We start from the raw sequence: 23,215 nt of genomic DNA, 5'->3' as shown, positions 1-23,215 counted from the left end.
GCTATGTCCATGCAAATCGTAATTCTCGGTCTTTTAAAAGAGAAAGAATATCATCCATATGAAATGAAAAAAGTCATTTTAGAACACAAATGGGATCAGCTATTCCCAGTTACGGACGGCAATTTATATCACGCCATCCGCAAACTCGAAAAGCATAAATGGATCCAGGCGGAAAAGCAGGAACAGGTGAATAACCGGCCAAGCCGTACTGTCTACCAAATTACTGAAGAAGGAAAAAATCAGCTTTCAGAAGAGATCATTGAAGTGTTTAAAAAGCGGATGCCTGAACCGCGCTCCCTTTATCCAGCCCTATTATTTATCGAATCACCCGAAGTCCCTGCAGCAGCAGAGCATATTACATCCTGGATCTCCGAGCTGAAGGCAGAAAGTGAAGTGAAGCATGAGTACCAAGACGCCATTCCGAACCTGATCCAGGAGCATTATAAAGGATTAAATGAGTTTTATATGAATTGGCTTACTAAAATTCTCGATGAATTAGAATCAGTTTAAAAATAGAAGTAAGGGGGGCCTCCCCTTGCTTTTTATATTTATATATCCGGCTGTTTCCTCATGTTTACCCTCTCTAATAAACTGTAAAAATATTGCTATTTTGCTTAAAAGCTATGTACTTTTAGCCTGAAAACAATTATACTATTCTGAATATTGTCTTTTAGTAATGCGAAAGATGTTTGAAATACCTTTAAGGAGTGTCTTTAGTTGAGAAGTTCAGCAAAATTTGATTCAAAAACCTTTTTCCTGATGGCCGGCATAATTTTTGTGGCTTTTAATTTACGCCCTGCGATTACATCAGTTGGGCCATTGATCGGAGCAATCAGGGATGAAACGGGAATTTCCAATAGTGCTGCAGGCCTTCTGACTACCCTTCCGCTCGTTGCCTTCGCCCTGCTCTCTCCTTTTGTTCCGAGGATTGCACAAAAGCTTGGAAGTGAATGGAGCATTCTTTTGGGTTTGACTATTTTGGGAGCCGGCATTGCGGCCCGTTCTTTGGGAATGCTTCCGCCTTTGTACATAGGAACTATTTTAATAGGGTTAGGCGTAGGTCTTTGCAATGTGCTTCTTCCTGGAATGGTCAAAGAAAAGTTTCCGCAGAAGGTTGGCCTGCTTACAGGCATTTATACATTTTCAATGGGGGTCTGTGCAGGTCTTGCACCAGGGTTCAGTATCCCGATTGCAGAAGACCTTGGCCTGGGATGGAGGCTTTCTCTTGGCATATGGACCATCTTAATACTTATCGCCATTATTGTCTGGCTTCCTCAGATCAGATTGCGAAAGAAAAAAACGGGAGTACCTAAAGGCTCTGCACCAAAGGGTTCTATCTGGTCTTCACCCATCGCCTGGCAGGTCACACTGTTTATGGGATTGCAGTCAATGGTCTATTTCAGCACCACCACCTGGCTCCCCGAAATTCTTCATAGCCAGGGACGGGAAATAGCCGCCGCTGGATGGATGGTAACGGTTTTCCAGTTTTCAGGACTTCCTGTTAATTTTATTATTCCGGTTCTTGCCGATCGGCTGCCTAACCAAAAGGGGATTGCTCTTGGCATCGGCATTTTTACTTTCACCGGCATAACGGGGCTCCTGATGAATGTCAATGCCATCATCTCTAACATCAGTATCGTTCTCCTCGGGATTGGACTTGGGGCTGCAATCAGTCATTCCTTAACCCTGATCGGCCTTCGTGCTGAAAATGCCAAACAGGCAGCCAGTCTTTCAGGAATGGCACAATCCGTCGGCTACCTGCTTGCCGCGGCAGGACCGATACTCATCGGCTCACTTTATGACCTGTTCCACACCTGGACCGTTCCACTGATCTTCCTTATGGTCATTACTGCCATCTTTACTATTTCCGGAATTGGGGCAGGCCGAGCTCAATTTGTTCTGCAGGATAAGCACCATAAACAGAAGAAGACAGCTTCGACAATTGCATAAATCATAAAACAGCAGCCGGGTCCATTAGAACCGGCTGCTGTTTTACTTTCAGTCAGTATATTAGGGGGTAAAATACTGTTATCCCTAACCTAATCATTCATAACAAAATATAAATTCGGCTAAAATTCCAGCAGTCAGCTTTCCAAAAATCACTGGAACAATGAGGCTTTTGACTACAGGAGCAACGAAGTCCAGATGACTCCCCATCACAAAGGAACCGCTTACTGCAAAAGCTGTATTGATGACTTTCCCCCTCGCATCAAAAGGTCGAACTTTGAGAACATCGGGAACATGGCAGGCCAATGATGATAATAATCCGACTAGAGATTGATGCGTGAGGCCAATTTTATTGCCTGCTTTTTCAAATGGCTTTTTCAGCACATGCTGCAGAAAGAAGACCAATGGAAATGCACCGGCAAGTATAATGGTAATATCCCCGATGGTTTTAAAGCTCTCATGAATAGGAACTAAGTTCTTAAAAACTTCTACTCCTTTTAGGGTTTGGAAAATCACAATGACTAAGCCTGATATTAATACAACCTCAATGATTTTTGAGAACCCAATGCAATGGGCAGCAAAACGGCAGAATAATTTTATTATTCAGTTTTTTATAAATCCATTTAGATAACTGTTTCTGCCATTTTGTCAGGAAAAGTAAGTTGCAAGGCTTGTAAAGTTAACCAATATTCCCGTCTTAATGTATATAAACAATAATGAAATGTTTCGCTTATCAATTTCAAATTGAAGGTTGTCGACTCAGCCCCTGTTAGAAGAAATTCAAAAAATTTTAATTTATATCAAACCTTTTAAGTCTTCCCTGCGTTACCTGTATTTGATAAGAAAAAAACGGAGGGATTAATTATGAAAACAACAGTTCATTTTTACACATTCCTTTTAGCAGGGATTATTCTTGCAGGATGCAGCTCTCAGGAAAAACCAGAAAGCACAAGTGCAAAGGAACAAGCACAAGAAGCAACAACAGCGGTAAACAACGAGACAGAAAAAGATCTTGCAGAATCGGATACAGAACTTCAGCTGATGGAAAATGAGGAAATTGGCAATTATCTTGCAGATGCTGAAGGCAGGGCACTTTACTACTTTGCAAAAGATCAGCCTAATACATCAAATTGCAGTGGAGATTGCCTTGAAAACTGGCCTGCTTTCTACACTGAAGACCTTGCCGTTCCGGAAGGATTTAATAAAGAAGACTTCGGAACGATTACTCGTGCTGACACTGGTGAGAAACAAACGACCTACAAGGGCTATCCGCTTTACTACTTCGTAAAGGACGGAGCATCTGGTGATGTAAAAGGACAAGGCGTCAAAGATGTTTGGTTTATTGTAAACAGCGGAACGAAATTTACACAATAATGCATGTTGTTACTGAAGGAACTGCCTGGTTTATCGGCAGTTCTTTTTCCTCCCCTATCAAATTTCCCCGCCAATCTATGTTAAGATCTATACTAAATAATTTCGTTTAACAAGGGAGAGATTTCAGTCAATGAAGTCCAAGTCAGATGAAGAACTAATAGAATTAATTGTTCAAAATCACCGGCCAGCACTTGAAGAGCTGTATGACCGATATGTAAAACTTATTTACAGCTTCTCCATAAAAATAACCAAGGGAGATAAGGAAAAAACGAAAGAAATTGTTCAGCAGGTATTCCTTCGGCTTTGGACGACAAAAAGCACCTATAATCCATCCCAAGGACAGTTTGTGAACTGGCTGCTCACCATAACTCGAAACATTTCCATAGATCTCATCCGTAAAGAACAAAAATATAAAGGAACGGTCCAATTGGAGCTTGAAGAATGGCAGCAAATGCAAGGCCTTCAAGCTGATGATGTCCAGCAGCAAGTTACAAGAAATCTGCTAAAACAGCAGATTCAAGAAGCAAAACGACATCTCTCTGAACCTCAGCAGCGCCTGATCAACTTATTATATTGGGAAGGCTACTCCTTAAGTGAAATTGCAGAACTTGAACAAAAGCCGCTGGGTACGATTAAAAGCCGCCTGCATCAGGCCTTAAAAAAACTGCGGAATAATTTCAACGGGAAAATAGGAGGTGTTCGGCATGGGGAATAAATGTGATAATTTATCTTTATATATTATAAATGAACTTACAAATCATGATAAAAAACAGTTTGAAGACCATCTGCTAAAATGCGCAAAATGCCAGCAGGAACTGAAATCTATACAAGAAACATGGCAAATGCTTTCTTATGATGTAGAAGAAACAGAAGTACCGGAATCATTGAAGTCACAAGTGATGGATTTTGTCTTTGAAGAAAATAAATTTCTTAAACACGAAGAAAAAATAGAAGCCGAACCGATTAGCTTTAAAGAACGAATTTTATCAGTTGCCAAAAGGCACTTTTCACCCATATCCACTGCTGTAACAGCTATTTTAATCATTTGTTTAATTGGGTTTTATTGGAACAGCCTTCAATTGAAAGATACGATTAAGTCATTAGAGAATAAAGCTGCTGATCCGACACAAATTGTTACGACTTATTCCTTAACAGGGCAAAGCTTAGCTGCTTCTGCTACCGGCAGCGCATACCTTCTTCAGGAAGGCACGGAAACAAGTCTAGTCATTGCTTTGAACAATATGCCTATTACGAAGGGTAATGAGGTTTACCAAGTATGGCTGTTAAAAAACGGAAACCGGCAAAGTGCTGGCACTTTGATACCTGATCAAAACGGCAGCGGACTTATCACCTACCGCCTGCCTCCAGAATATTCGTTTGAAGATATTGGGATTACATTGGAACCTAATCCATTTAACACTCAGCCGCAAGGGCAAAAAGTGCTGGGGACCTAACATGAAGAAATAAACCTGCCCAAAAGTATTTAGGGCAGGTTTGAACTCATTACTCTTTAGCTAATTTCTCATTAAAGGACTCTAATTTTTCCTTTGTTTGGGTAACCAGTACCTTCATTTTTGCTGAGTCACCCTGATCTTTTTGAGATTCACTAATTAGCGGATATAAGCTTTCTTCAATCCTTTCATAGTCTTCGGGAAAATTCTCCTCCACTTTCTTCTCCATCTCATCCCAGTTTTCCTCAAGGTCTTTGCCTGTTTTTTGTATCAGTTCCGAGTTTTCATCCTTATTTTCCAAATTAGCTTGTAAATCATCCAGAACTGCCATTACCTCATCACTGCCATTTAAAAGCTCATCAGCCATTTCTCCGTCTGAATTGTTCGCTTTTGAATTTTCCTGTGTCTTATTCTCTCCATTTGAATTGCAGCCAGCTGCCATTATAACGACCATTACTATTGATATATATAGAAGTATTTTTTTCACTTGAACCCTCCTCGCCCATTTCATTCCCTCTACTTTGAATCCTCAAACTGGATAAGAAGTCACAGACTGTTGTTTTTCGATAAAAATATAGTCATCTTTAATTGAAGATTCGCATCCTACTTCCATCCCCATTTTTGGAAAATCTTATGGGATGATTCAGTTTGCAGATATTTTATAAATTTTTTTGCCTCTTTTTTATTCTGCGACGCTTTGACAATAGCAATGGGTGTTCCTCTGTATATCTTTTCCTCATCAGGCAATTCAATTAATTCCGTTTCATCTCTTAAGCGATAATGCCAGGACTCATATGTGATCCATGCATCCAGCTTTGAATTTGTTTTCCAAAGATCAATGGCTTCAGCACTGGTTTTGACTGAAATATCAATGTTTTGATTTAAACCAGCGATCAGCCCCTTACTTCCTGCCAGGTCTTCCCAAAGGCCAAGCTGGCCAGCACCGTTAACATCCACTATATTAACTCCTGGCTTTGCTAAATCCTCAAGCGACTCTATTTTTTGGGGGTTTCCTTTTCTCACCAGAATACCAGCAGCACGAGGATACAGTTCTGTTCGTGATTTTTCGTCTATCATTCCAGGATGGTTAAACACAAAGTTTTGCATCATATACTCTGAACCGCCATAAATGATGTCCGCATTCTCCTTTGCCTGCTGAATCCAATTGGATTCAGGTCCAGCAGTAACGTTCACCCTGATTCCTGTTTCCACTGAAAACTTTTCTGCAGCCTCCTTTATCGGGCCCAAAGGACCTCCTGGACCATAAACTTGAACAGCTTCTGCCTGTGAGGCTTCAACTGAAGAATTTGCCTGCTCTCCAGAATTCGAATATGCTGTGAAACCCGCTGCACCTGCCAAAAAAAATAGACATACCATCAGAATAGGAAACTTTTTCATTCAAGAAAACCTCCATCTATTTTTTCAGGCTAACGCCTGTTATAAATGGAAACGTACTGAATGGACAAACAGTTCGCTTTACTTGGTAAAATGAGCATTAATAACTACTTTAGAATCCTTCAAATATTCTTCACAGTATGGTTCTGGACTAGCTGCGCATGCTAGATCACCACTTCTCAGGTTTACAAGGTTATTCATTTCATTCAATACCATGCCCTGGCCAATACCCTTATTGCTTCAAATAACTCTTCTTCAGATAGTAAGGCAAAACCAAGCAATACGGTGTGACCGTCATTTTCTCCAAATTGAGATACAGGATAAATTTTTATTCCTGCCTCTAAGGCTTTCCTGATCAGCTGCTGTTCATTCATTGCATTATTCGGCCGAAGCAATATGTGCAAACCTGAGTCCTGTCCGATTACTTCAGAACCTGGTGGAAAATACTTCGATATGGCAGCAATTAGGATATCTCTTTTCTTTCGATAAACGACCCTCATTTTCTGGATATGCTTATCCCAGTATTCCTCCTGAATAAATTTAATCAAAATCTCCTGATCTGTCCGGGAAACAGTTTGCGCATAAAAGAAATAATTTTCCTGATAAATCTTCAGCAAAGGTCTTGGGAGGACCATATAACTAATCCTTAGAGAGGGAAGCAGGGCTTTCGAGAATGTGCCCATATAAATTACTTTTTCATCCTTATCCAATCCCTGCAGGGCCGGAATCGGCTTGCCCGTGTAGCGGAATTCACTGTCATAATCATCTTCAATGATATAACGGCCAGGGTTTTCCTTTGCCCATTTTAATAGCTGCATCCTTCTGGCAATAGGCATAATCATTCCGCAAGGGAATTGGTGTGATGGAGTGACAAAGACGATGTTTGCTCCTGACTTTTTCAGCTTGGATAAAACAAGTCCATCTTTATCCAGAGGAATGTCCCTCACATTATCCATTCCTTTTTCAAAGATGACGAGCTTACGGTGATATCCCGGATTTTCGACAGCAAAAATACTTCCATCCAGCAGCTGCAATAACGTTTTCATTAGATATTGTGTTCCTGAACCAAGAATGATTTGGATTGGGGAACAATTTACCCCCCTGGATTTATACAGATACCCCGCGATCTGGTTCCGCAATTTCAGCTCGCCTTGTGGATGGCCAAGCATAAGAACCTCGCCATTATCCTTTGTCAGGACTTGATTGGTTAATTTCCGAAATACAGAAAATGGGAACGTCCTGATATCCACCCCTGAATGAGTAAAATGATACATGTACTTACCCTCTAAATGCTGCTTTTCTTCGGCGAGAGGCACTTCATTTTCTGAAGAAAAATGGTATTGTTCCACTTCACAGACAAAATATCCTTTACGCGCCTTCGATTCGATGTATCCTTCAGCTATAAGCTGCTCATATGCAGATTCAATTGTGTTCTCACTGACCTGAAGATATCTGGCAAATTTCCTTTTGGAAGGGAGCTTTGTCATTACCGCCAGATTGCCTGTCTTAATTTCGTTTTTAATATATTTATATAATTGCACATAAAGTGGCTCACCGCTTGTAAAATCTAGATTCGGCGTTAACTCGGACATTAATCTGGCCCCTTTCAATAATAAAAATCTGACCCTTCTAACAACACCAGTTATTATCTATAATACTTGATAATTACAAATATAGTAAGGAGACACACAACATGAGCAATTCACGCAAGCTGGGACTGGCCATGATTATAAGCGGAGCTTCCTTGTGGGGATTATCTGGCCCGATGCTGCAGTGGTTTTTTCAGGAAACCCACTTATCATCAAGCGATTATTTAGTTATCAGATTGATTGCGGCAGGCATTTTCACACTCATTTTTTTATCATGCCGGAAAGTAAATATATTTGCGATATGGAAACATCCCCGCCACTGGATACAGCTTCTTCTTTTTGCTGTTTTGGGGATGCTTGGAGGGCAATATGGTTTTATTGAAACCATTCAGGTGAGCAATGCCGTTACAGCAACCCTGTTTCAATTCGCAGGTCCGGTGCTGATCACGATTTATGTGGCCATTGAGTCCAGAAGATGGCCATCCACGATCCATTTGCTGGCCATTGTCACCGCTCTTTCAGGAATTTTTCTGCTAATTACAAATGGATCTCTGGACCAAATTCTCTTATCAGATAAGGCTTTATGGATCGGGATTTTAACGGCGCTTGGATTTGCCTTTTATACATTGCAGCCTGTTTCCCTCATTAAGACCTGGGGAACGATGACTATCATAGGCTGGGGAATGCTGCTCGGCGGAATTGTCCTATATTTGCTGATGCCATCATTCAGCTTTGCCGACATGGCAGGAGCCCTTAATATTGGTACATTATCTATGTTAATTGCCATTATTGTGATCAGCACCCTCTCCTTTTTGTTCTATATAGGAAGTCTGAAGTATCTTTCCCCCACAGAAACCAGTCTTTTATCCAGTATTGAGCCGCTTGTGGCAGCTTTGATATCCTTCCTGTGGCTAAAAGAAACCTTCGGAAGCTATCAATTGCTCGGTGGTGTTCTGATTATTTCAGGAGTACTATTCCTATCAATGAAAGAAAAAGAAGAGGAAGTCATTATTTTGCAGCAAAAAGGGGCTTAAGTCATACCATTTTGAATCATTAAGAAATCCAATAAGCCTTATTAAACAATCGGTGAAGCGGTTTCCCTTTCCTATGATACGGTTAAGGTATCAAATGAACGAAAGGGGAACTTTCTGTGGAAGCACAAAAAATTCAAGAATATGTAATAGAAGAACCTAAAAAAAAACAAAAGGCTATCGGGTTTGCGAAAGGATTATTGCTGACCCTCCTCCTTGCGGTTCTGGCTGGCCAAATTGCCAATCTTCCCTTTTTCTCCATTCTCGGAATCATGATCCTCTCCATTCTGATGGGAGGCATTTGGGGAAATACGCTATCTGTACCTGCGGACGCTCATTCAGGAATTCAGTTCTCAAGCAAGGTTTTGCTTCGGGCAGGGATTATTTTACTGGGCTTTAGGTTAAATTTGCAGGAAATTATATCTGCTGGTTTTTCAATCATAATCATCGATGTTGTGGTCATCGTCTTTACCATGAGCTTCATCCTGCTTTTGGGCAAAGCGTTTAGAATCAATAAGAAATTGTCAGCTTTACTTGCTGCTGGCACTGCTATTTGCGGAGCGGCAGCCATTATTGCGATTTCTCCTATTGTCAAAAGCAAGGAAGAGCAAACCGCTGTTGCAGTTTCATGCATAGCCGTTTTAGGGACCATTGGGGCCATTTTGTATATTGTTTTATTTCCCTTGCTGCCTATTAGCGATCAGGAATATGGTGTATTAGCCGGGGCAACACTGCACGAACTTGCCCATGTAGTGGCGGCAGGTGTTCCAGGCGGAGATGCCAGCAGTGACTCTGCCATACTGGTTAAACTAGGAAGAGTATTATTGCTGATACCAGTTGCCCTTATTATCAGTTTTGTTTACAGCAGAAAAAACAGCAGCAAAAGCCGGAATATAGGGAAGCTGCCAATCCCGTGGTTTATTTTTGGTTTTCTGCTTACCAGCCTGATTAATACTCTTTTCTCCATACCCGGCAGCATCATCAGCATCTTCTTATTGCTTAGCACCTACCTCCTCGCAATGGGAATGGCAGGGCTTGGGCTTAATATTAAATGGAAAGATTTTGTGAAAGTAGGCTTTAAACCAGTAGCAGTTGCCATAGCAGGCTTTCTGGGCCTTCTTGCCATAACGCCTCTGCTTCTCTTACTATATAAAATTTTTTAAATGTCCTCTAATCGATTACAATAGATAGAGGGAAGTTACAGGATTGAAGGAGAATACGTATGAACCTCGACTATTTAAAAGTATTTTATGTCACCGCAAATAATAAAAGTTTTTCCCAGACTGCAAAGGATCTTCACCTCTCTCAATCAAGTGTCAGCCTTCAAATCAAACAACTCGAAGAACAGTGGGATTGTCAGCTCTTTGAACGGACAACTAAAAAAATTTCTCTGACTCCTGCAGGCGAAATCCTCTATCATAAAGTCAAAAAGCTGATAGCTTTAATGAATGAAACTGAAAATGAACTTGAAGAACTTAAGGGAAGTGTACATGGGGACTTAAAAGTCGGAGCCAGCCTAACTATCGGGGAGCATGTCCTCCCCTTTTTATTAGCCGACTTTTCGAGTCTCTATCCAAAAGTCAGCCTCCATTTAAATGTATATAACTCCAGGCATATCGTTGAGAAGCTGTTAAATCATGAAATCAATTTAGGGTTCATTGAATCCATGCTCTCCTACCCAGCCCTAAAACAAGTTCCTTTCGCCAAAGATGAGTTGATTATCATAGCTTCTCCTGACAATCAATTCATTAAAACGAACAATATAACCATCGAGGAGCTGCTGTCAGTTCCTATTATTATCCGTGAAAAAGGATCTGGAACAAGGCAAGTGATGGAGGATTCCTTTAGAAAGTGCCATGTAGATCCATCCAAACTGAATGTCATTATGGAACTGAAACACACCGAAGCCATTAAATCCTGCGTAGAGGCAGGATTAGGAATTTCCATCATCTCAAAGTCTGCTGTAAAAAAAGAACTTCGGCTCGGGACTTTAAAGCAATTAAATATAGACGGAATTACAATGCAGCGGGACTTTTACATGATTTATCATGAGGAGGCCCTGAAACATACCAGCAGGAAACTGATGGAATTTATATCATCAAAACAATAAAGACGGTGGCAAGATGATAGTAGGACACAGAGCTGCAGGCTGTTTTTTGTGATAAACTTTATAAATAACAAAGAGCCCCAATCACATAATGATTGGGGCTCTAATTATTCCTGTTAAAGTTATTATTAATTGAGCTTTGGGCTATGAGGAGCAGCAGGCGGAAAAACCTATTCATCATGATAACTATATGTTCATTAAGATATCAGCCTTGTATTTAATTGCGGCTTTTTCGTAATATCCCATTTATTGGACAAGAGTTGGATTGATGCGGATCTGCCTGTTCCACTGCTCCATTTTCAGACAAGCAGGCCAATTCTTAGTACTCCTGTCTGAACCCGCCCCTTCCTCCGACGCAAACTGGCTTTTTCCGGGTCTCCCTGTCTGAACCTGCCCCGTCTTCGGACACAAACTGGCTTTTTCCGGGTCTCTCCTGTCTAAATCCGCCCCGTCCCCGAACTAGAAATGAAAATCCAGCTCTATTTTTGCTAAACCTTCAATTCCCTGTTAATTTGATACAGCAGTTTAATAGATTTATCCATGTTCAATAGTATTTCCATACATTATCGGAACTTCTCAGGTGCTGTCAGTATGTTATTAAGCATCTATTTTTATACTAACCTGGCTATCAGTCTTATCCTCCGTCCCATTTGTCTCTGTATTGCCTAAAATATAATAATCAAGTGTGCTTTTAGGTATTTGATTGTATTCTTTCCTTTTATATAGATAGAAAGCTAATCCTAATACTGCCCAAACGATTAAGGCGATCAGTGAAGGTGCTCCAAGTGCTGATGGAGACGCAGGAACGAGCAGCAATCCCAAAAATGAAAGTCCGCTTAGTGCACCGATCAGAGCAACCAGTTTTTTGCCGGGTGAGACCATTCTTCCATCGGCTGCTTCTGTCCAGCTGAATAGCTTATAGGCTGTGTAACAAGTATAAAAATAGGCAATAGTTACCCCTGTTGCTGACATGTCAACAATCCATAATAGGACGGGACGCCCAAACCATGGAGCAAACAGGCACAGGGCACATGTGAACAAAACTCCTATATATGGGGTGCCATGCTTTGGGTGAAGCCTGGAAAATGCTTTAGGAACTACTTTAGCTCTCCCCATCGCAAACAATAAACGGCTGGAAGATACATAGAATCCGTTAAGCCCGGTGAATACACCCATACAAAGGGAGATTGCGAGCAGAAGCACTCCGAAAGCACCTAAAGTATCAGAGATGACATCACCAGTTCCCCAAATCGGCTTACCGGCAACCAGGTTTTGCCATGGCATTGCCACTGCTGTGGCAATAATCATGAAAGAGTATAAGATACAAGCTACAATTAAGGAATATATGATAAGCATGAATGCCTTCTTAGGAGGAAAATTAAACTCTTCAGCAGCCTGCGGGATGTTATCAAAACCAACATATGCCCATGGAGCAATAGCGATGATTGCGATGATTCCAGTAAGGGCAGGTATCTCGGGCTTAAAAAAAGGCTGAAGATTTGACAGATCTGAGGATGGACTTAATAACATACTTAAGGTGAGCAGAAACACACCGGCAACAAGGATAATACAGAATATATATTGGAGACTGCCAGAAATGGAAGCACCCTTTATATTAAAATAGGCAAAGATCAGGAGTGCTGCAGTCGCAATCACTACTTCTCCCAGATAAACCTGCCAGCCGCCTATTTCATATAACAAACCGATGTTTGTCAGCGAGGGAAGCATAAACTTTCCGAGCAGGGCCAATGCAGATGCATTCAGGGCGACAATACAAATATAACCAAGAGTAAGAAACCATCCGCAAATAAAAGCATGATTCCTCCCAAACCCGATATATGCATAAGCAAATTCTCCGCCGGAAACAGGATACTTTTCAATTAAAACCCCATAACTGACAGCAATCACCATCATTAATAAAGCACCAATGATTAACCCGATCACCGCACCAATCGGCCCTGCTTTCCCCAGCCATTCAGCCGGCAGAATAAAGGCTCCCCAGCCAATGGCAGAACCAAGCGCGATCGCCCACACCCATTGCGGCTTAAACGTTTTTTCAAGCTGTACCCTTTCTTCCATGTTTTCCCCTCCATTATTAAGGCTTCTCTCAAATCTATTAAGGACTGCTTTATCTTGTTGAGCTAATGCCTTATCCTTAAACTGGAGCAAAAAACTGACCCCCAGCTTTTGCTTCAGTATTGAGGATTTATTAAATAGCGGTTATCTATGAATGAGTATAAGCGTTTTCTGTATTCTCCCACACAACCTTACCGGAAATTATGGTCGCCAATATGGGAATATCTTTTAATTCCATTGCTGGACAAGTAAGAGGATCGGCATCCAGGACAACAAAATCTCCTCTTTTTCCTTCTTCAATGGTGCCAGCTGAATCTTCTTCGAAGTTTAGAGCTGCCCCGTAAGATGTCATCGCTTTTAAAGCGTCCAGAACTTCAATTTTTTGATTCTTACCAAGCACATCACCTTCTAAAGTGACGCGGTTCACAGCCGCCCATATGGAAAACAGGGGCGAAATTGGGGTAATAGGACAATCAGAATGCAGTGTGAACAGCAAATTGCGGTCAACCGCATCAGCCAAAGGATTAATTCTCGCCGCTCTCTTCTCACCCAGGAATATTCTGCGGTGCCGATCTCCCCAAAAGTAAACATGGTTGATGAAAAACGAAGCAGCTACACCCAATCTTTGCATGGCATCAAGGTCTTCTCTGCCTGCAGTCTGTACATGTTCAATTCGATGCCTGTGGTCCTCCATCGGACTTTTTGACAAAACATAATCGAAAGCCTCAAGGATGGATCCGATTGCCCGATCTCCATTTCCATGAATCGCAATCCTAAATCCTCTATTATGGAGATCCATCATTTCTTCTGCAAATGAATCCTGATCATGCAGCAGCTCACCATATACAGATTCATCACAATGATAAGGTTCGCGGAGTGCACCTGTAAGTCCCTGGATGGATCCATCCTGAAATAATTTGGCACTATCCAGTGAAACTCTGTTTTTAGTGCGTCTCTTTAATTCAAGATCCAGCTGATCTGCAGTATAACCGGAAAAAGCACTTCCCTCTCTTAGAAGATGATGCAGGATCATTAGCCGCATATTCATGGGATTCTTTCCTGAATTAATGGCCGCGATATGTGCATTTAATTCCTCTATTCCTCTGTCAAGACCCACACCGGCATCTGTACATGTGGTGATCCCCTGAGAAAGGTACACCTCAGCCGCATTCCCGATATTTTTGATTTGTTCATCGCTTGACGGAGAAGGCAGGACCGGAAAAATAAATTCCAGGGCAGGAATTTCATGAATGACACCATCCAGCCTTCCATTATCATCGCGTGTAAAGTACCCGCCATGCGGATTTGAAATGCTTTCATCGATTCCAGCCAATTCAAGAGCTTTGGAATTTGCAGCACCAAAGTGTCCTGAAATATGCCGGATAAAAACGGGATTGTCCGGGGCTGCTTGGTCTAAATCGGACCTGTTCGGATGCCTCTTGTCCTCCAGGAGGGTATCATCATAACCCCACCCCATGATCCATTCCCCAGGTTTCGCTTTACCGGCCCTTTCTGCTATTTCTCCCTTTATATCACCAATGTTTTTATTCCGTGGGGATCTGCAATCAACATAATTCAGCATTTGCCCGTACATTAATAAATGACTATGTGTGTCAATAAAACCCGGAAGCAACGCAGCTCCCTTTAAATCCTTGATCTCAATATCAGGACTGTTTGGAACTTCCGAATAGTCCGGTTCGGTTTTATCCCAAATTTTTTCGATGATGCCATTTCTGACAAGCAATGATTTTGCCTTAGTATTATGTTGATCAAGCGTGATGATATTTGCATTTTTTATGATAAGGATACTCACCCTTATCCCTCCTTATTAGACAGCTTTGTTTTCTGCTGAATCAATATCGTCTATCTTTCTATTTGCTGAAGGAAGGTCTTCCCAGTAAACAGCCTTTACATTTTCTGTTGATGAATGTTTTGTCCAGAGACTAATTATGACAAGTGAACAAAAAGATATGATAAAGCCAGGTATTGTCTGATCTATACCTGTTTGAAGAAGAGGCCACAGAATGGTCGTGCAGCAGGCAAGAAGCATGCTGGAAATGACAGCGGTGTTCGTTGTCCTTTTCCAAAACATAATGGCCAGAAACGGAAACACAAGAGTTGTTGCTGACAGTCTGAGTGCCCATTGATACATGCTGACTATATCTGTTAATGCAAAGGCGACTAACAATGATAATACCGATATAATCACTACACTCAAGCGGGAAACAAACATCATTTGCTTTTCCGTAGCATTGGGATTTAATAGCCGGTGATACAAATCCTGAGTAATATTAGAGCTTCCTTGTAAAATGAAGGAGTCTGCACCCGTCATAAGTGCTGATAGGAGTCCGATCAGAATAATGCCTCCAATATACGGAGGAAGCATTTCCACGGTTACATAGGAGAAAATTAAATCTGGGTGAATATCGGCTGGCACAAATTGCCTTGCCATAATTCCTATACTATAAGGAAGCACAGAAATACATAAAGTAATGGCATAACCGGTTAAGCCGGCTTTAATGGCAATATCTTCTGTCTTGGAAGCAAAGATCCGCTGCCATGTGGATTGCCAAACTAAGTAGAACGGAGCGACAGAAAGGGCAAACAGCAGAACATCCCCAAGCCCATTGGCACCAAGCGGAGTCAAAAAATCTCTCGGCGTGTTACTGAGAATGTGTTCCATGCCTCCGCCAAATTGCAAGGCGGCATATGCAAGCATAACAATCCCTGCAATCAGAATTACGCTTTGAATGGCATCCGTTACAATTGTCGCTACTAAGCCGCCCAAAATCGTAAAGCCGAGAATCAAAATGAAAGACAGCACAATTCCAGTTTTCACGTTCATATTAAAAGCAATGCTGAATACGGTACTCATCCCTACAATCTGCAGGGCAGTAGTGGGAACTGAGTAAATGAAAGCAGATAATACTGATGGAATGATACCGGTTTTTGATCCAAATCTTTCACTAAAAAGGTCCGCTAGTGTATACAGCCTCTGTCTTCTTAATGGACGGCTAAAGAAGAAGATCAAGAGCATACTGACAAGCATGGCTGGTAAAGCAAATTTTAAAAATCCCGATATCCCCATTGTGAATCCCATTCCAATCCAGCCAATAAAAACGGCAGCGCCGCAATTCGTGCTGATGATTGTGCCGACAATATTCCAAAAACCCATATTCCAGCCTGCAATTAAATAACTGTCAGAGGTTTTAATTTTTGTAAAATAATAGATTCCAATTGCGAACATGAATATGAAATAAGCCAAAATGTATCCAAAATACCAGCTCATCGACTGCCCCCTTTATTTTTTCTCAATATTCTGTAAATTATTGGCAGTAATATGTTGCACATCTTCTATTTAATTCCACTATATCGGTCACTTTCCTATGATTACAGGTCAGATTTCGAATTTATCGGTCAACTTTACTATTTATAGGTTATTTTTTATTTTTATCGGACACTTTTCCACTATATCGGTCGGTCCGTGTCATAGGAAATTTCTAACATCTGCACAGTAACGATATATTCAAACTCGTAAGCTTTCCTTTAAAAAGGAGCTTAATCAAAAATCTATTAAGCTCCTTCCATTTTACCTACCAGTTTTTATGATCAAGGTGAGCATATTTCGGCAGAAGACGAGTCGGCATCTTTAACGCATCTTTACGGAAAGGAGGTGCCAATTGCGTGCCATCCACCTGAATATCAATAACTGTCGGTTTATTGGATTCTATTGCCTGGAGAATAGCTGGCCCTACATCCTCAGGTTTATCTACACTAATTCCCTGTGCCCCCATGGACCTTGCCACCTCTGCAAAGTCAGGGTTCTGGATATCTGCTCCTACAAAGCGATTATTATAAAAATCTACTTGGTTTTTCTTTTCTGCACACCAGGCATTATTATTAAAAACACATGCTACTACTGGTATGTTCTCCTCAACAGCCGTACTTACTTCATGCAGGCTCATTCCCCATGCTCCATCACCTACGATAGCTACTACAGGGCTATTTGGATTTGCAAGCTTTGCACCTAATGCTGACGGATAGGCAAAACCTGTATTCCCAAATGTTAAGGCTGCAACATGCTGGCGGCCGGAATTGAACTTTAAATAGGCATTTGCGGTAGAAGATACATTCCCGATATCTGTCGTAACAATTGCGTTTTCCGGAAGGACCTTCGTAAGCTCCAGGAGCGCCCTGCGCGGATTAATTGGATTTCCTTCCACCATGGCCAAATCGACAAGTTCTTTTTCCCATTGCTCTTTTTCATTTGTCACTCTTGCCATTCTCTCAGAATTGAATTGCTTATTTGGTACTTTTTCTTTTAGGCGTTTTGCGATTTCAACTGAAGCTGCTTTGGCATCTCCAATGATCCCAATTTCTACTGGATGGGTCCTGGCGATATTGCGTGGATTGATATCAATTTGGATAATCTTTGCGTTTTTCGGAAAATAATCAATGTCATAGCATGGCAATGTTCCAAATACAGATAATCTAGTACCGATAGCCAGCACCACATCTGCATCCTTTAATGTGTTCATAGCTGCTTTTGACCCCATATAGCCAATAGGTCCAACTGCTAAAGGTTCATTTGCCGGAAAAGCATCATTATGCATATATGAAACAGCTACAGGAATCGTTAAGTGGTCGGCAATTTCCTTCACTGCCTCTATTCCATCTGAATCCACTACCCCCCTGCCTGAAATGATGACAGGGTTCTTGGCAGAAGCAAGCAATTCCACGGCCTGGTCAACCTGCTCTAATGATCCGCAGCCCCTATTATCAACACGATACTGATGCGGTTCAAGAATTACATCTTCCACTTCCCCATAAAAATAGTCCCGCGGAATATCAAAGAGCACTGGACCTCTCTCCGCGTAAGCAATTCTGAAGGCAGTCCTCAGGCAATCCGCCACACGCCCCGGATGTGTGACCCGAACCGTTTCCTTCGTAATTGCTTTAAATATTGAAACCTGGTCGCACTCCTGGAAACCGTCCCATCCGACTGTAGGGGTTCCTGCTGAAGGAGAAATGACGACCATAGGTGTGTGAGCCTGATTCGCAGCTGCAACGGACGTTACCATATTGGTGATTCCTGGTCCATTCTGGCCAATAACAACCCCGGCTACACCGCTTACTCGAGTATAGGCATCTTCCATGTGGGCTGCGCTTTGTTCATGACGTACGCCGATGAAGCGGATTCCAGCAGTTGGAAGCAAGTCTAATAGATCCATGAAGGCGGATCCCAAAATCCCGGAAATATGTGTGACACCTTCCTTGACTAATGTTTCTACAATAGCCTCACTTGGTGTCATTTTCACCTTTTTTGTTTTGATTTCTGCTAATTCTTTTTCTGCTTTTGCCATTACGGGCACTCCCTTTCCGGTTTATATGTTCCATATATTTAAATGGATAGGAGCCCTGTAAAAAAGAGCTCTGACCCAGATTAACTTTTTTATCTAAATTTCCTTAAATGCCCTTTGGACCGTCTTAACAACAAATTTTAAATCTTCCTCTGTAGATGAAAGCGGCGGAGCTATAATAAGGACATTATTGAAACCAGGCACTGTATCACCGTTTCTGCCAATGATCAAGCCTTTTTCTTTACATAGTGCAATGATCTTTGCCATTAATTGATCTGAAGCTGGCTGTTTCGTTTCCTTGTCTTCAACCATTTCAATACCATACAAGAAACCGGCACTTCTGACTTCGCCTACATTTTTATGAGTCTGCAAATCTTTTAAGCTGCTTAAAATGCTTTCACCCAGCACCTCTACCCTGCTGACAATATTCTCTCTTTCGATGATTTCGATATTTTTCAATGCAACCGCACAGCTTGCCGGATGTCCCCCATAGGTTGAAACATGGCGGAAATGGTTATCTGTACCTTGCTCTTTAAATTTCTCATAAATTCTGGAATGAACTGCCGTAGCACCAAGCGGCAGATAGCCGCTGGTCAACCCTTTTGCCATCGTTACGATATCAGGCTGAACACCCTCCGAATGCATAAATCCAAACATTTTGCCCGTTCGCCCAAATCCGGATACAACTTCATCCATAATCAGGAGGATATCATGCTTTTTACAGATTTGTGCTACCCTCTGCAGATATTCAGGAGATGGGATAATAACTCCCCCGCCTGAAATGAAAGGCTCCATTATGACCGCAGCAACCGTTTCGGCCCCTTCCCATTGGATGACCTGGTCAATCATGTCAGCTGCGACTTTATCGCAATCCTTTACATCCTCGCCAAATGGACAGCGATAGCTGTAAGGAGGCGGAACATGCAGGAATCCCGGCATGCCAGGATCGTATTTCACTCTCCTGTTGGCCTGTGCAGTAGCACTTAATGCACCTAAAGTTGAACCATGATAGGCACGGTAGCGCGAAATAAATTTATATTTACCAGGATTGCCATTCTGATTGTGGTATTGCCTCGCAATTTTGAATGCGGTTTCATTCGCTTCGGAACCGCTATTTGAGAAAAATGTTTTATATGAATCCCCCAGTAATTCACTAATTTTTGCAGATAACTTAATGGCTGGTGCATGGCTTAATGTCAGAGGGAAATACGACAGCTGCATCATTTGCTCTGCTGCCGCCTCTGCAATTTCCTTCCGTCCATGTCCCAGGTTCAGACACCAAAGACCGGATACGCCATCCAAATATCGATTGCCATCCATATCAGTAAACCATGAGCCTTCACCTGATTTGGCAATCATCGGACTGCTTCCTTCTGTATGCCGGCTCATCGCATGCCATAAGTGTTCCTGATCCTGATCAGTTAACTTTTTGCTATCATTCAGTTCTACTGTAGACATATTGCTTTCCTCCTTCTATTTAGTAAAGATTCAGTTTTGCATTGTGTCTCTTCTAATAGGGAATCATGTTGCGGCTGCAATTTTGTTTATTAATTCATGGGTGGGTGTATAAGGGTAGTTATGCGCCTCTGCAACTCTCTGATGAGTGACCTTTCCATTCATGGTATTGACCCCTTTTTCAAGAAAAGGATACTTAACAATAGAATTTTCAATCCCTGTATTAGCGAGCATTAAGGCATATGGTGCTGTAGTATTGGCGAGGGCATAGGTGGAAGTTCTTGCTACAGCGCCCGGAATGTTTGGAACCGCATAATGCACAACACCATGCTTTATATATGTTGGAGAATCATGTGAGGTAATATGATCGATGGTTTCAATTGAACCGCCCTGATCAATGGCAACATCAATAATGACCGAATTCTTTTCCATTTGCATAACCATTTCTTCGGTTACTAACTGAGGTGCTTTTGCACCAGGGATGAGAACAGCCCCTATCACTAAATCCGCAAGTTTTACTTCCTGGGAGATATTGAACGGATTTGACATGACCGTCCTCACCCTGCCAGAAAAAAGATCGTCCAGCTGGCGGAGTCTTTCAGCACTTATGTCAATGATACTAACTTCTGCACCGAGGCCAACTGCCATTTTTGCGGCATTCGTCCCTACCACTCCACCGCCGATAATCACCACTTTTCCAGGCTTCACACCGGGAACTCCGCCTAATAGGACTCCTTTCCCGCCATGAATCTTTTCAAGAAATTGAGCTCCTAGCTGGACAGACATCCTTCCCGCAACTTCGCTCATAGGAGTTAGGAGAGGCAACGACCTGTTATCCAGCTGGATGGTTTCATACGCAACCGAGGTAACCTCTTTTTCGACCAAAGCCTTTGTCAATTCAGGTTCCGCTGCCAGATGCAAATAAGTAAAGAGAATCAAACCTTTTCGAAAATATTGGTATTCATCTGGCTGCGGCTCCTTAACCTTCATAACCATATCCGCAGACCAGGCCTCTTCTGCACTTGTAACAACTGTTGCACCTGCTTTTTCATATTCCTGGTCAGAGATTCCGCACCCTGCACCTGCACCTTTCTCAATCAGGACCATATGACCGGCATCTGTAAATGCAGAAACACTTGCTGGTACAACGGAAACACGGTTTTCATTATTCTTTACTTCCTTTGGCACACCAATAATCATGTCATCACTCCATCCTGCAAAATAAAAACATTATCCTTCACATCATGACGTCATGTCGTCCGTACCAGTTGTTGTGTGACTAGCCTCAGTTGTATTAAAACACAACTATTATTCATTTTCAATATTTTCTAAAAATTTTATATTATCGGAATTATTAATAGGTATTATTGCAAAATTGCATAATACTGAATTTAACTATAATTCTTTGAAAGTTTTATTCGAAATGAGTACATATCCGAACGAAAATAAGCAGAATAGTATTCTATTAAGTTACCATTTATGTCTGATAATAACCGTTCAATGTGAAGCACACTTAAGGAACAAGGAACACCAAGCTGGCCGGCTTCTTCTTTAGATAAATAAGTACTTGTAATCATCTGTTCGGCTTCTGCAAACTTTAAGTCTAAACTTTGCTCAAGCAGATCATACAGTGTCCCCTTTTCAATATCATATTGGGCGAGATTTTCACCAATTTCAATAGGGTAATATTGACTTTCAAGAGCCAATGGCTTATCGTTTGCATAACGAATTCGCTTTATAAAGTATGCCTCTGTAAGTCCGCTGGCTTCTACAATTTCTTTTGCTGGAACAACGATGCCATTGTCCAATAATTTTGCATCCGGCTTCATCCCCATTTTTTTAATTACTTCTGTTGTACTGGTAATATTCCCAAGCCACTCCTCAATAGGTTTCTTTGAAATAAAAGTGCCTTTTCCGTGAACTTTCTTTAGCACACCTTCGTTTACTAAATGGGAAACTGCTTCTCTCACAGTGCTTCTGCTCACTTTATAGGTATCCATCAACTCTCTTTCACTTGGAATTTTTTCATTGAAAGATCGATTGTCTATTAACTCCTGCAGCCTGTTCTTTAGTTGTATGTGAAGCGGAATAGGACTTTTGGAATCTAACTCTGTCATAATGGATGCCTCCTTATTATGTTTATAAATACAAAATGTATAATTAATTATATTGATTACCTAAATGAATATCCATCCTTTTACAGATCCTGATGCGTGAATTTAAAAATTTTTCGATTGATCGGTTGTAAAGTCAGCAGATTATTTGGAGAACCAACGGAAACATGATAATAATTTAATTGAAGTCAATTAATTGAAAAAGGATGATTAATAATGGATCACTTCATGAAACGGGCTATAGAACTGGCCATTAATAATGTAAAAGACGGCGGCCAGCCCTTCGGTGCAGTCCTGGTGAAAGATCAGGACATCATTGCTGAAGGCGTGAATGAATTGCATAAAGTGCATGATGTCAGCGGGCATGCTGAAATGCTTGCAATCCGGCGGGCACAGGAGCAGTTGCAAACGAATGATTTAGCCGGCTTTACGATATATGCAAGCGGGGAACCTTGCCCGATGTGTTTAACTGCCATGTATTTCGCAGGCATTGATAAGGTGTACTATTGCCAATCAATAGATGACGCTTTCAATGCAGGTCTAGGCAAATCTAAAATGATTTATGAGGATTTGAAAAACGCAAGAGAAGACCGGGGACTAAATATGGTGCAAATTCCATTAAATAGGAATCAAAGCAATCCAATGAAGCTTTGGAAAGAGAACGTTTAACAAAAGCCTTCCATCTCTAAGCAGATGGGAGGCTACCTAGTTCTCCAGCATTTCAGCCTGTGCCATTCCCGCTGATTTTCTTAACAAATATCGTTAAAAAATAAGCTGCATAAGCAATAGCGATATCGATCAGAAAAATGTAAAATTGATTCATTCCCTTATTAAAATGCACCATACCTGCCCAACCTTCAAGTGTGGCAAATCCAAAAGCAAAAACAGCACTTGCTAAAATCGTGTAAAGCAAAAAGCTTTTATTTTTGTTCGTGCAGTACTGATAGATCAGCAGGAAACCGACCGGCAACGCAGCGGCTGTCATATTCATGGCATAAGGAAACATGGGCAATAAAAAATAGGTGTGGACAAAATAACTGTATCGCTCCAAAAAGCTGTCGGCGTAAGTCCATAGAATATGCACGGTGTATCCAAAAAAGAAAATCTCAAATATCCTGCTCCGGTCTACTGATAGATATACAATAACAAGAGGCAGCACCATAAGTGCCAAAACCACCCAAAATTGCCAGGTTCCAAGACCTGAATATTCTCTCCAGTATGAAGAAATGAGGACATTCATCTTTTCGCTTCGTGAATATATTTGCTCCCAATATTCGCTGTAACTCATAGAATAACCTCCTAAAACGCAGCATCTT

Annotated in this window: 21 protein-coding genes; 9 read left to right on the top strand and 12 right to left on the bottom strand. The window is 41.5% G+C overall.

The annotated features are described in order from the left end of the window. Positions 1-3 precede the first annotated feature (3 nt). Both DFO72_RS09815 and DFO72_RS09810 read left to right on the top strand, forming a co-directional pair. A complete protein-coding gene (locus DFO72_RS09815) occupies positions 4-510 on the top strand; it encodes a PadR family transcriptional regulator (RefSeq protein ID WP_113881520.1) in 507 nt (168 codons plus the stop codon). Between the two features lie 249 nt (positions 511-759). After that, positions 760-1,950 (top strand): CynX/NimT family MFS transporter, encoded by a 1,191-nt coding sequence (locus DFO72_RS09810; RefSeq protein ID WP_113881702.1) that lies wholly within the window; start codon positions 760-762, stop codon positions 1,948-1,950. Positions 1,951-2,043: 93 nt separating this feature from the next. On the opposite strand, the gene eutH is transcribed toward DFO72_RS09810, so the two are convergent. Beyond that, positions 2,044-2,514 (bottom strand): ethanolamine utilization protein EutH, encoded by a 471-nt coding sequence (gene eutH / locus DFO72_RS09805; RefSeq protein WP_258549809.1) that lies wholly within the window; start codon positions 2,512-2,514, stop codon positions 2,044-2,046. Between the two features lie 297 nt (positions 2,515-2,811). On the opposite strand from eutH, the gene DFO72_RS09800 reads away from it, so the two are divergent. The 3 genes from DFO72_RS09800 to DFO72_RS09790 all read left to right on the top strand — a co-directional run bounded on the left by DFO72_RS09800 (position 2,812) and on the right by DFO72_RS09790 (position 4,775). Next, positions 2,812-3,321, top strand: a complete 510-nt coding sequence (locus DFO72_RS09800) for a COG4315 family predicted lipoprotein (RefSeq protein ID WP_113881518.1) — start codon at positions 2,812-2,814, stop codon at positions 3,319-3,321. A gap of 130 nt (positions 3,322-3,451) precedes the next feature. Further along, on the top strand, positions 3,452-4,036 hold the full coding sequence (locus DFO72_RS09795) for an RNA polymerase sigma factor (RefSeq protein ID WP_113881517.1): 585 nt from the start codon (positions 3,452-3,454) through the stop codon (positions 4,034-4,036). Continuing rightward, entirely contained in the window at positions 4,026-4,775 is a 750-nt protein-coding gene (locus DFO72_RS09790) for an anti-sigma factor (protein WP_113881516.1), read from the top strand. The genes DFO72_RS09795 and DFO72_RS09790 overlap by 11 nt, the downstream gene beginning before the upstream one ends. 49 nt (positions 4,776-4,824) lie before the next feature. On the opposite strand, the gene DFO72_RS09785 is transcribed toward DFO72_RS09790, so the two are convergent. The 3 genes from DFO72_RS09785 to DFO72_RS09775 form a co-directional block, all read right to left on the bottom strand. Continuing rightward, the gene (locus tag DFO72_RS09785) at positions 4,825-5,259 is read right to left on the bottom strand and encodes a hypothetical protein (protein WP_113881515.1); all 435 of its coding nucleotides are present in this window, start codon (positions 5,257-5,259) and stop codon (positions 4,825-4,827) included. 116 nt (positions 5,260-5,375) lie between these two features. Then, positions 5,376-6,170 (bottom strand): extracellular solute-binding protein, encoded by a 795-nt coding sequence (locus tag DFO72_RS09780; RefSeq protein ID WP_113881514.1) that lies wholly within the window; start codon positions 6,168-6,170, stop codon positions 5,376-5,378. 203 nt (positions 6,171-6,373) lie between these two features. Further along, entirely contained in the window at positions 6,374-7,759 is a 1,386-nt protein-coding gene (locus DFO72_RS09775) for a PLP-dependent aminotransferase family protein (RefSeq protein ID WP_113881513.1), read from the bottom strand. Positions 7,760-7,860: 101 nt separating this feature from the next. On the opposite strand from DFO72_RS09775, the gene DFO72_RS09770 reads away from it, so the two are divergent. The 3 genes from DFO72_RS09770 (at position 7,861) to DFO72_RS09760 (ending at position 10,897) form a co-directional block, all read left to right on the top strand. Next, positions 7,861-8,790, top strand: coding sequence for a DMT family transporter (locus tag DFO72_RS09770; protein WP_113881512.1), 930 nt, complete (start codon positions 7,861-7,863; stop codon positions 8,788-8,790). 116 nt (positions 8,791-8,906) lie between these two features. Then, positions 8,907-9,950, top strand: coding sequence for a YeiH family protein (locus DFO72_RS09765; protein ID WP_113881511.1), 1,044 nt, complete (start codon positions 8,907-8,909; stop codon positions 9,948-9,950). A gap of 59 nt (positions 9,951-10,009) precedes the next feature. Further along, on the top strand, positions 10,010-10,897 hold the full coding sequence (locus tag DFO72_RS09760; RefSeq protein ID WP_113881510.1) for a selenium metabolism-associated LysR family transcriptional regulator: 888 nt from the start codon (positions 10,010-10,012) through the stop codon (positions 10,895-10,897). 594 nt (positions 10,898-11,491) lie between these two features. Here DFO72_RS09760 and DFO72_RS09755 read toward each other — a convergent pair. The 7 genes from DFO72_RS09755 to DFO72_RS09725 form a co-directional block, all read right to left on the bottom strand. Then, positions 11,492-12,973 carry an APC family permease gene (locus DFO72_RS09755; RefSeq protein WP_113881701.1) on the bottom strand — a complete coding sequence of 494 codons (1,482 nt, stop codon included), beginning with the start codon at positions 12,971-12,973 and terminating at the stop codon, positions 11,492-11,494. A gap of 145 nt (positions 12,974-13,118) precedes the next feature. Then, entirely contained in the window at positions 13,119-14,783 is a 1,665-nt protein-coding gene (locus DFO72_RS09750) for an amidohydrolase (protein WP_113881509.1), read from the bottom strand. Between the two features lie 15 nt (positions 14,784-14,798). Then, positions 14,799-16,259, bottom strand: coding sequence for a sodium:solute symporter family protein (locus DFO72_RS09745; RefSeq protein WP_113881508.1), 1,461 nt, complete (start codon positions 16,257-16,259; stop codon positions 14,799-14,801). A 304-nt stretch (positions 16,260-16,563) separates the two neighbouring features. Beyond that, positions 16,564-18,333 carry a sulfoacetaldehyde acetyltransferase gene (gene xsc / locus DFO72_RS09740; protein WP_113881507.1) on the bottom strand — a complete coding sequence of 590 codons (1,770 nt, stop codon included), beginning with the start codon at positions 18,331-18,333 and terminating at the stop codon, positions 16,564-16,566. 93 nt (positions 18,334-18,426) lie between these two features. Beyond that, positions 18,427-19,788 carry an aspartate aminotransferase family protein gene (locus DFO72_RS09735; RefSeq protein ID WP_113881506.1) on the bottom strand — a complete coding sequence of 454 codons (1,362 nt, stop codon included), beginning with the start codon at positions 19,786-19,788 and terminating at the stop codon, positions 18,427-18,429. A gap of 63 nt (positions 19,789-19,851) precedes the next feature. Continuing rightward, complete coding sequence (gene ald / locus DFO72_RS09730; protein WP_113881505.1) at positions 19,852-20,985, bottom strand: alanine dehydrogenase; 1,134 nt, start codon at positions 20,983-20,985, stop codon at positions 19,852-19,854. Positions 20,986-21,176: 191 nt separating this feature from the next. Continuing rightward, positions 21,177-21,902, bottom strand: coding sequence for a GntR family transcriptional regulator (locus tag DFO72_RS09725; protein ID WP_113881504.1), 726 nt, complete (start codon positions 21,900-21,902; stop codon positions 21,177-21,179). 213 nt (positions 21,903-22,115) lie between these two features. On the opposite strand from DFO72_RS09725, the gene DFO72_RS09720 reads away from it, so the two are divergent. Next, positions 22,116-22,568, top strand: coding sequence for a nucleoside deaminase (locus DFO72_RS09720; RefSeq protein ID WP_113881503.1), 453 nt, complete (start codon positions 22,116-22,118; stop codon positions 22,566-22,568). A 52-nt stretch (positions 22,569-22,620) separates the two neighbouring features. On the opposite strand, the gene DFO72_RS09715 is transcribed toward DFO72_RS09720, so the two are convergent. Next, positions 22,621-23,187 (bottom strand): hypothetical protein, encoded by a 567-nt coding sequence (locus DFO72_RS09715; protein WP_113881502.1) that lies wholly within the window; start codon positions 23,185-23,187, stop codon positions 22,621-22,623. Between the last annotated feature and the right edge of the window lie 28 nt (positions 23,188-23,215).

This window comes from Cytobacillus oceanisediminis, assembly GCF_004366035.1.
Lineage (GTDB): Bacteria > Bacillota > Bacilli > Bacillales > Cytobacillaceae > Cytobacillus > Cytobacillus oceanisediminis_C.
Note: the sequence above shows the minus strand (reverse complement) of the source record. Positions and strands in the feature narration are given on the sequence as shown.